Here is a 9430-nt window from a genome sequence, read left to right on the forward strand (position 1 = left end):
GAATGACGTTCCAATAACAAATTGTGCATGTGATGCTTGGGCATGATGAAGCCCATGGGGTACCATGCTTCAACCGTATGAGCCTAGCGTCGCGGCGGCAGGCAACCCCGCTGCTCGAGGAACCGGAGGAAAATCCATGGCAGTAGCCCATAAGTTTATCGTCGCTGACGACCATCCGCTGTTTCGCGCAGCGCTTACCCAGGCGTTGCGCCAGTTGGCCCCCCAGGCCGAGATTGTCGAAGCCGACACCATGGAAGCCACCACGGAGGTCGTTAATCGACACCCCGATGCGGATTTAATTCTGCTGGATCTTCATATGCCTGGTGCCCACGGCTTTTCGGGGTTGATTCAGTTGCGCGGGCAGATGCCGGATATTCCGGTAGCCGTCGTGTCCGGCAGCGATGAGCCCTACGTGGTGCGTCGTGCCATCGACTACGGTGCCTCTGGTTTTATTCCTAAGTCATCGTCGCTGCAACTGATCGCGGAAGCGGTCGGCGAGATTCTGCAGGGTGAGGTGTGGTTACCGGAAGCACTAGCCAACGTACTGGAAGAGACCAGTGAAGAGGAGTCGCGCTTTGCTGAGGCGATTGCCTCGCTAACACCCCAGCAGTTTCGCGTGCTGAACATGCTGACCGAAGGCCTGCTGAATAAGCAAATTGCCTACGAGCTGAATGTGTCAGAAGCGACTATTAAAGCCCATGTGACGGCCATTCTGCGCAAGCTGGGCGTGCACTCGCGCACTCAGGCAGTTATTGCCGCACAGAAGCTGGAAGTGGAGCCGCCAAAGGTCGAGTCCTAACGGCTAACGGATAGGCTAGCCGCGCCGCGCTTGGAGCTTTCTAAGCGCGGCGCGGCTGTTTTCGGCCCTGCTTTACGGTTTGGCGCGGCTGGCCTGGAGAGTACGGGTAAGCAGCGCTCGCAGGGCGGCGGGTTTTACGGGCTTTAACAACAGCTGGTAGCCCGCCCGTTTGACCTCTTCTGCCACAACTTCGGTGCGGTCGGCGGTGATGACAATCCCTGGTACCGCACCCGTGAAGCGCTCGCTAAGTGCTTCTAGCGCCATCAGGCCGGTGACCTCGTTATCCAGGTGATAATCTGCCAGGATGGCGTCAGGATCACCGTCCATATTGCGTAGAATCGACTTTGCCCCACCGATGCTGGTGGCGGTAAACACTTCGCAGCCCCAGCCGCTGAGCATCGCAGTCATGCCTTCTAGAATCAGCGTTTCGTTGTCGATACACACAATCCGTGTGCCCGCCAGCTTATTACCGCTACGACGGCCACTGGGCTCCTGATCGGCGACGGTTATTTCTCGGGCCGCAACGATGGGGACGCTGACCGAGAACACAGTGCCAACGCCTTCCCAGGAGCGCACTTTGATAGGGTGGTCGAGCACTCGGCTCATGCGATCAGCGATGGAGAGTCCCAGCCCCAGGCCTTTTTCACTCTCTTTATGACGGGAAACCTGATCGAGGCGTCGGAACTCCTGAAATATCTCCGTCAATTTGGATTCGGGAATCCCTGGCCCGCTGTCCCATACTTCGATCAGCAGTCGCCCTCCTTGGCGGCGGCAGCCAAGCAGCACGCGCCCCTCTTGAGTGTAGCGAATCGCGTTGGAGAGGAAGTTCTGCACGATCCGGCGCAGCATCTGCGGGTCGGAATCCACCCACTGCTGAGTGGGCACAACGTCAAGATCCAAGCCGCGATCATCGGCCATCACCTCAAACTCAGCGCGTAGTGGGCGGAAAATATCGGCCAGGGCAAAGTGGCTGCGCCGAGGTGTCAGCGCCCCTGCATCCAGCTTGGAGATGTCCAGCAGCGTGCCTAGTAGCTCTTCGGCCGCTTGCAGCGAGTTATCGATATGGCCAATGGTGCGCTGGGTGTCGCTGGCGGTGACGTTCTGCATCAGCGCAGAGGTAAACAAGCGCGCGGCATTCAGAGGTTGCAGTAGGTCGTGGCTGGCGGCAGCCAGGAAGCGGGTTTTCGAGGCGTTGGCGTCTTCCGCGAGCTGTTTCGCTTGGCGCAGTGCCTGCTCCGCTTCGGCGCGCACACGGTTCTCCTGGCGCAGAGCGGCGTTGGCCTCCGAGAGTGCTTGGGTACGTTCGCGCACCCGCTCTTCCAGGGTTTCGTTAGTCTCTTTCAGGGCGATTTCCGCTTGGCGACGCTCGGTAATGTCTTGATACAGAGCGAAGAAACCCAAAATCGATTGGCTGTCGCCAAAGTGAGGCGTATAGGTCACCAGCATATAGCGCATGGCGTCGTTGACCCGCATGGAGACTTCAAAACTGACCCGCTCACCGGCCAGGGTGCGCTGTACCCAGGGCACCCGCTCTTCGGCCTGTTTCACCGGCAGCACGTCTTCGTAGCGCCGCCCGATCACCGCGTTGCGGTCGATGCTGAACGCCTGCTCGTAGGCGCGGTTGGTAAACAGGTAGCGGCTCTCTTTATCGAAGTAGGCGATAAGGGCGGGAACGTTATCGGTATAGATGCGGATATTGTTTTCCGAGCGGATCAGCGCCTCTTCGATACGCTTTTGCTGGGTAATATCCTGATAGGTATACACAAAGCCGCCGCCGGGCATCGGGTTGCCCTGTACTTCCAGCACACTGCCGTCCTGACGGTAGCGCACGTAGCGGTGGGGCTGACCATCGCGAATGTTATCCAGCAGTAGCTGCACGTGCTCTTCCGGGTCGCCAGGCCCGTACTCGCCGTTATGGGCGTTATAGCGGAAGATACGATCCATCGGTGCACCGACGCGAATGATGTGGTCGGGGAAGCGGAACAGCTCTAAATAGCGCTGGTTCCACACCACTAGGCGCAGGTTCTGGTCGACCACGCTGATGCCTTGGTTGATGTTTTCGATGGTGGCCTGCAGCAGGGCACGGTTGAACTCCAGTACCTGGGAGGCTTCATCCACGATGGAGATCACATCGGAAATACCAATGCCTCGCCCTTGAAGTGCAGAGTTCACCACGATCCGCGCCGACGATGCCCCCAGGACAGACGCGAGAAACCGCTCGGTAAATTGGATCACGTCGATGGAGGCGCGGGTGCCGTCATCCAGCGGCTTGCCCGCTCTGCGTGCGTAATCATCAAAAGCACGGTCGACTTGGCCCGCGCCTAAGAAGCGCTCACACAGCACTTTCAAATCGCCCACCGTTGTGGCCCCTGTCCAGGGGCGATTAACGGAGGTTTGGCGGGTTTCGACGCTATCCACAAACAGCGACGCCTGAATGCGTTCGACCACCCGCTGGGAGGTAATCTGTGAGACAAAGATATAGCAGAACAGATTGACCCCTAGCGAAAGCATCACGCCATGGGTAAAGGCATCGCCCATGTTCAGGCCAAACAGCGCCGTGGGCGACAGCCAGTTAAGCCCCAGCGGGCCACCAGCAAGCCACGCTTGAGGCAGTACACCAGCGTTAATCATGGCGGGCATGAGCAGGCTGTACGCCCAAATAGCAAAGCCCACGTTCATGCCCACAATGACGCCTAAGCGGTTGCCGCGCTTCCAGTACAGCCCGCCAATCAGCGCCGGAGCAAACTGGGCCGCCGCTGCAAACGAGAGCATGCCGATGGAGGCCAGCGAGGTGAATTCGCCAATCAGCTGATAAAAGCCGTACGCCATCGCTAGCACTGCCACAATGGTGAGGCGGCGAGCGCGCAGCACCAAGCGGCCATAGTCACGGGCTTTGGTGTCAAACCAGCGCAGCCTGAAAAGCGCCGGGATCACTATTTCGTTCGAGATCATGATGGAGACCGCCACCGCCGCCACAATCACCATGCCCGTTGCGGCAGAGAATCCGCCGATAAACGTGAGCAGCGTTAGCCACTGCTGGCCGGAGGCCATGGAAAGGGCGAGCACATAGGTGTCGGGCTCCACACCGCTTTCTGAAAACAGCAGCAGACCAGCGGCGGCCAGGGGGACTACGAAAAAGGCAATCGCCAGCAAGTAAAGCGGAAACAGCCAGCGCGCTTTAGTGGCGTCGTCAGGGTGAATGTTCTCGACCACCGCCACATGAAACTGGCGGGGTAGACACAGGATCGCCAGCATGGCGAGCAGGGTCTGCGCCCAGAAACTCTGGCCAAAATCCTGATTAGCGAGCTGGCGCTGAAGTTCAAGCTGACTCTCTGCGTGCCCCATCAGCTCACCCAGGCCATCGAACATGCCCCAGGTAACAAAAGCGCCGAGCACGACAAAGGCCAGCAGCTTGACCAATGACTCAAACGCGACGGCGTGGATTAAACCTTCATGGTGTTCAGTGGCATCGGTATGCCGCGTGCCGAATAGAATGGCAAAAATGGCCATCACCACTGCCACATAAAAGGCCGTATCGCCAAACAGTGGCGTATGAGTAACATCGGAAGCGTCGGTGAGCACGCTGAACGTGGTGGAGACCGCTTTTAGCTGTAGCGCGATGTAGGGCAGGGTGCCGACAAGGGCGACCAGGCTAGCAAAGGCGGCCAGCGATTGGGTTTTACCGTAACGGGAGGCGATGAAGTCGGCAATGGAGGTGACGTTTTGGTGCTTGGCAACGCGGATCATCTTCGCCAGCACAGGCCAGAAGAGCAAAAACGTCAGAATAGGCCCCACGAAGATGCTGGCAAACGACCAGCCTGCGGTGGCAGCTTGACCCACCGCGCCGTAGAAGGTCCATGACGTGCAGTAGATCGCCAGCGCCAGGCTGTAGATGATGGGGCGGCGGCGGCTGGCGCCATGGGTGCGCGCGCGGCGGTCGCCGTACCAGGCAATGCCGAACAGCACGGCAATATAGAGTAGTGACACCGCGACCAGCAGCCCGCCATGAAACATAGTGTCTCCTCACCAATCGTACTTTTAACTGTACCTTTAAATAGCGCGTACTGAGCAGTACGTCTAAACAGCACGTCTAAACCGACCTTCGCCCAGTAAAGGGCTCCATTCTAGGCGAAGGGGAGGCGCTACGTCTGCCGTTCGTTGGCCAGTTGGCAAACGGTGGTCAGCAGCGGTGAGGTGTCGCGGAGAGTGCGTAGCTCATTGAGATCCGCGCCCCCGGTCTCTGAGTTTAGCGGAATCAGCTCTCGGCTTGAGCAGTTGAGGATGTAGGGCTGCGTGGTGATCAGGTCCGTATGGCGGCGCTCAAACTGGTAAAGAATAAACTCGGCCACTAGATCGCCATCGACGGTTTGGGCACGTACATTCTCGCTATCCACCACACTAAAAGTGGTGGTGATCGGGAAAATAAACGTCCAGGGTCGCCACATGTTGCTGGACGTGTCGCTGGAAATCACTTGGGCCGTTTCCGGCAGCTGCAGTTGCTTATGCTCGAACCAGTCATACTCAAATTGAACCTGATAACCCAGCATGCCCAGCCCACCAAACACCGGCACGATCCATTTGGGTAGCCGCTTACGGCTGATTGTTCGAAGCAATAGGCCGATACCTGCCGCGGCAAGGCCTGCAAACACAGCGGCCACTAAGTGCCAAATCATACTATTTCCTTCTGAAAAGCCATCGGGCTTCCCTAAGGAAGCCCGATGGAAGGTGGTTCCGTTCGCTATTGGCCGACGCGCAATAGGGTGGAACGATTATGACTTAGTGATCAACCGCTGCACCAGCACCTTTCGGATAGCGTACGCTTTCCACCAGGTCCTGAATTTCTTGCGGCGGCGCATCGGTGGCGTTAGAGACAACGAAGGCCACAGCGAAGTTGATCAGCGCGCCTACAGCACCAAACGAGAGCGGTGAAATGCCCAGTATCCAGTTATCCGGCGTATTGGCCAGCATGTTGGTGCCCGGAACAAAGAACCAGCCCAGGTAGGTGAAGATATAGAGCAGGGTGCAGATCAGACCTGCCAGCATACCGGCAACTGCGCCTTTGTTGTTCATGCGCTTAGAGAAGATACCCATCATCAGCGCAGGGAACAGCGAGGCACCGGCAATACCGAAGGCAAGTGCTACCGTTTGAGCGGCAAACCCAGGTGGGTTAAGGCCCAAGTAAGTTGCTAGTAGGATCGCACCGGCCATGGAGATACGTGCTGCCAGCATTTCGCCTTTTTCAGAAATTTTCGGGTTGATCATGGTCTTGATCAAGTCATGACTGATCGCTGACGAGATCGCCAAGAGCAGACCCGCTGCCGTGGAGAGAGCCGCTGCGATACCGCCCGCTGCGATCAAGCCCACTACCCAGCTTGGGAGGTTGGCAATTTCAGGGTTCGCCAATACCAGGATGTCGTTGTTTACTTCTAGCTCGTTACCTTCCCAGCCGCGATCAGAAAAATCAGCCGCATTGTTGTACATCTGGATACGACCATCGTTGTTCAGGTCGGTATGGGTAATCAGGCCAGTCTCTTCCCAGGTGCGGAACCAGTCAGGGCGATCTTCATAGAGGATGGGGTTAAGAGTGGCTTCTTCATAGTTTTCCACCTGCCCAGTCATATCTGGATAGACGGTTGTAGCCAGGTTGAGACGTGCCATTGAGCCAACCGCAGGAGCGGTTAAATACAGCAGTGCGATGAAGACAAGTGCCCAGCCCGCTGACCAACGTGCATCGGCTACTTTCGGTACAGTAAAGAAGCGGATAATAACGTGGGGCAGACCGGCAGTACCGACCATCAGCGATAGAGTGAACAACACCATGTTCAGCTTGTTATCAACGTCTGCGGTGTAGTCTTGGAAACCCAGTGCATTGACCACATCGTCAAGCTTCGTGAGTAACGGAATGCCGGACTCTGTATGTGTGCTGAACATGCCGAACATCGGGATTGGGTTGCCGGTAAGCTGCATGGCGATAAACACCGCCGGGATAGTGTAGGCGATGATCAGTACCACGTACTGAGCAACCTGCGTATACGTGATGCCTTTCATACCGCCGAAAACAGCGTAAAGGAAGACGATAAACGCGGCGATCCAGATACCCCAGGTGTTGCTCACTTCTAGGAAGCGGGAGAACGCAACGCCTGCACCGGTCATCTGGCCGATAACGTAGGTCACCGAGGCTACGATCAAACACACAATCGCCACTAAACGCGCGGTGTTACTGTAGAAGCGGTCGCCGATGAAATCTGGAACGGTGAACTTGCCGAACTTACGCAGGTAAGGGGCAAGTAGCATCGCCAGGATAACGTAGCCCCCGGTCCAGCCCATCAGGAAGGTGGAGTTAGCGTAGCCGCCAGAAGCGAGCAAGCCCGCCATAGAGATAAAGGATGCCGCCGACATCCAGTCGGCCGCTGTGGCCATGCCGTTGGTGATCGGGTGTACGCCGCCACCGGCGACATAGAAGTCTTTGGTGGAGCCCGCTCGCGCCCATATCGCAATCCCGATATAGAGGGCAAACGAGGCGCCAACAAACAGTAAGTTAATTGCAAACTGGCTCATGCTGGCTTACTCCCCCAGGCCGTATTTTTTGTCGAGCGCGTTCATTCTCCAGGCGTAGAAGAAGATCAGCACGATGAAGGTAAGAATGGAGCCTTGCTGAGCAAACCAGAAGCCCAGGTCCGTTCCGCCAACGGGAATGCCCGCGAGTAGCGGACGGAACAGGATGGCACATCCATAGGAGACAAATGCCCAAACCATGAGGCATCCGAAGATTAGCCGGACGTTGGCCTTCCAGTATTCAGCAGCATTGGATTTATCGTCTGCCATTGTGTTGCTCTCCAGTTGTGATTTTTAGGGTTGGAAAGTGAACTCAAGATAGCGTTTGGTTCATCAGGGCGACCCCGCATAGAAAACCGCGCTGGGTGTTGGGCGGTAAGACAGTGTTGCCAGGCACGTCACCTTCTTATTGTTAAGCCGTCTTGTGTCGTTATTGGGTGATCGGCAAGTTATCGTCAGCGGTTTGAAGTGCGTTAGATAGGTGTCGTGCGATTACCCTGTATGACTCGTTGATAATACTGGGCAATAATTGCAAAAAATAAATCCCAGACTTTGGTATCAGGTGCTCTTTGCAAGGCAGTGAAATTGGCTGTTTTGAATATAAAGCATTATTTTTGATGGCCTTTCAGCGCTCTTTAAACGCCGCGTGGCCGGTGATAGGACAATGGTCTATGGCTCGGTTAAAAGTAATGTTTGCTACCTTAATGAGTGATGTTTAATCGTTTTAAGAGAGTTTAAAAAAGACACTACTTTAGTCGCTAAACGAACGTCGTTAAGACGTTAGCGCTATAGCTTAAAGTATAATAAGTGAATGAGTTGAAAAGTAGTCAAACCGTTCGTTTTACTTCCCAACCCCTGCCCTTAAGCGAGGTCGCCCATGGTAGAAATGGATCTCTCCCAGCTACCGTTTACGCTGATGGATGAGGCGGGGCGCGATCATGTTCGTCGCGGGATGGATCTTGCCTACTTTGACCGCGATGAAATTATTCTGGAGATGGGCCAGGCGGGCGAATCCGTTTTCTTGATTCATAAAGGCGAGGTCGCCGAACTTGATCCCACCCTGCCTGCTGCTAGTGCGCGCATTGGCCACTATACCGCAGGCGATTTGTTTGGCGCCATCAGTATCCTCAACGGCAAAAGCCGCTACCGCTTCCAAGCTGAACAAGAGTGCCTGTGCTATGTGATGCCTAAAGCGCTGTTTACTCAACTGTGCCGTCACTATCCACCGTTTGAGCAGTTCTTTAAGCAGTCGCTCTCACACAAAGCGCGCCTGCTCACCGAAAAACGCGCCGAAGGCGGCGTCACTATGGCGGGCTTTATGCTGGCCAAAGTGAATGAGTGTATGCGCGAGCCGCTGCTCATTGATGCCTCAAAGAGTATTCATGACGCTGTTCGACAGCTAAATGACAGTCATGCCGACAGTCTACTGGTCGCTACTGCAGGCGCCCTGGGCATGGTGACCAAAACCGATCTGCTCAATGGGTTGGTATTGGGTAACTGCACCCAGGCAACACCGGTTGAAGCGCTGGCCAACGTCTCCTTGGTCACGGTAGCTCCCGAGCAGTACCTGTTTGAAGCGCTGATTTTAATGACCCGCCATAAAGTGGCGCGGGTGGTGGTAATGGAAGGGGAGAGTGTTAAAGGCGTCGTTGAGCTAATGGACGTGTTGAGCTTCTTCTCTAGCCGTAGCTACGTGGTCAGCCTGCAGGTGGAGCAGGCCAACAGTCTGGAAGCGCTGGCGGCGGCCAGCCAGCGTACGCCGGAATTAGTGAATGCGCTGATGGCGCAGGGCGTAAAGCTGCGTTTTGCCATGGATCTGTTGGCGGCGCTGAACGGGCGCATTATGAGCAAAGCGTGGAGCTTCACAGTGCCTGAGCAGTACCACACCCAAAGCTGCTTAATGGTGATGGGCAGCGAAGGACGCGGCGAGCAGATCCTCAAAACCGATCGTAACTATTCAGGTGGCTGCGGATGGGGTATCGCCAACCAGCTGATTTTTCTGGCATAGTGCACAGCATCATTCGGCACACCTATGCGGTGATATGACCATCAGCGATATCAACGTCGACGAGGCCC

General features: G+C 56.2%; 5 protein-coding genes and 1 pseudogene. 2 read left to right on the top strand and 4 right to left on the bottom strand.

Annotation, left to right across the window (positions count from 1 at the left end; genetic code table 11):
- Positions 1–136 precede the first annotated feature (136 nt).
- A complete protein-coding gene (locus tag NH344_RS10790) occupies positions 137–799 on the top strand; it encodes a response regulator transcription factor (protein WP_016916171.1) in 663 nt (220 codons plus the stop codon).
- 72 nt (positions 800–871) lie between these two features.
- On the opposite strand, the gene NH344_RS10795 is transcribed toward NH344_RS10790, so the two are convergent.
- From NH344_RS10795 to NH344_RS10810, 4 genes are all read right to left on the bottom strand, one after another.
- The gene (locus NH344_RS10795) at positions 872–4813 is read right to left on the bottom strand and encodes a NahK/ErcS family hybrid sensor histidine kinase/response regulator (RefSeq protein ID WP_253027900.1); all 3942 of its coding nucleotides are present in this window, start codon (positions 4811–4813) and stop codon (positions 872–874) included.
- Between the two features lie 128 nt (positions 4814–4941).
- Positions 4942–5472 (bottom strand): hypothetical protein, encoded by a 531-nt coding sequence (locus NH344_RS10800; protein ID WP_062362249.1) that lies wholly within the window; start codon positions 5470–5472, stop codon positions 4942–4944.
- 103 nt (positions 5473–5575) lie between these two features.
- Positions 5576–7357 (bottom strand): sodium:solute symporter family protein, encoded by a 1782-nt coding sequence (locus NH344_RS10805; protein WP_137093286.1) that lies wholly within the window; start codon positions 7355–7357, stop codon positions 5576–5578.
- 6 nt (positions 7358–7363) lie between these two features.
- Positions 7364–7624, bottom strand: coding sequence for a DUF4212 domain-containing protein (locus tag NH344_RS10810; protein WP_044628717.1), 261 nt, complete (start codon positions 7622–7624; stop codon positions 7364–7366).
- A 607-nt stretch (positions 7625–8231) separates the two neighbouring features.
- On the opposite strand from NH344_RS10810, the pseudogene NH344_RS10815 reads away from it, so the two are divergent.
- A pseudogene (locus tag NH344_RS10815) lies at positions 8232–9308 on the top strand (DUF294 nucleotidyltransferase-like domain-containing protein); the annotation flags it as partial.
- Positions 9309–9430: the final 122 nt, after the last annotated feature.

Source organism: Halomonas sp. Ps84H-12 (assembly GCF_024124725.1).
Classification (GTDB): Bacteria; Pseudomonadota; Gammaproteobacteria; order Pseudomonadales; family Halomonadaceae; genus Vreelandella; species Vreelandella aquamarina.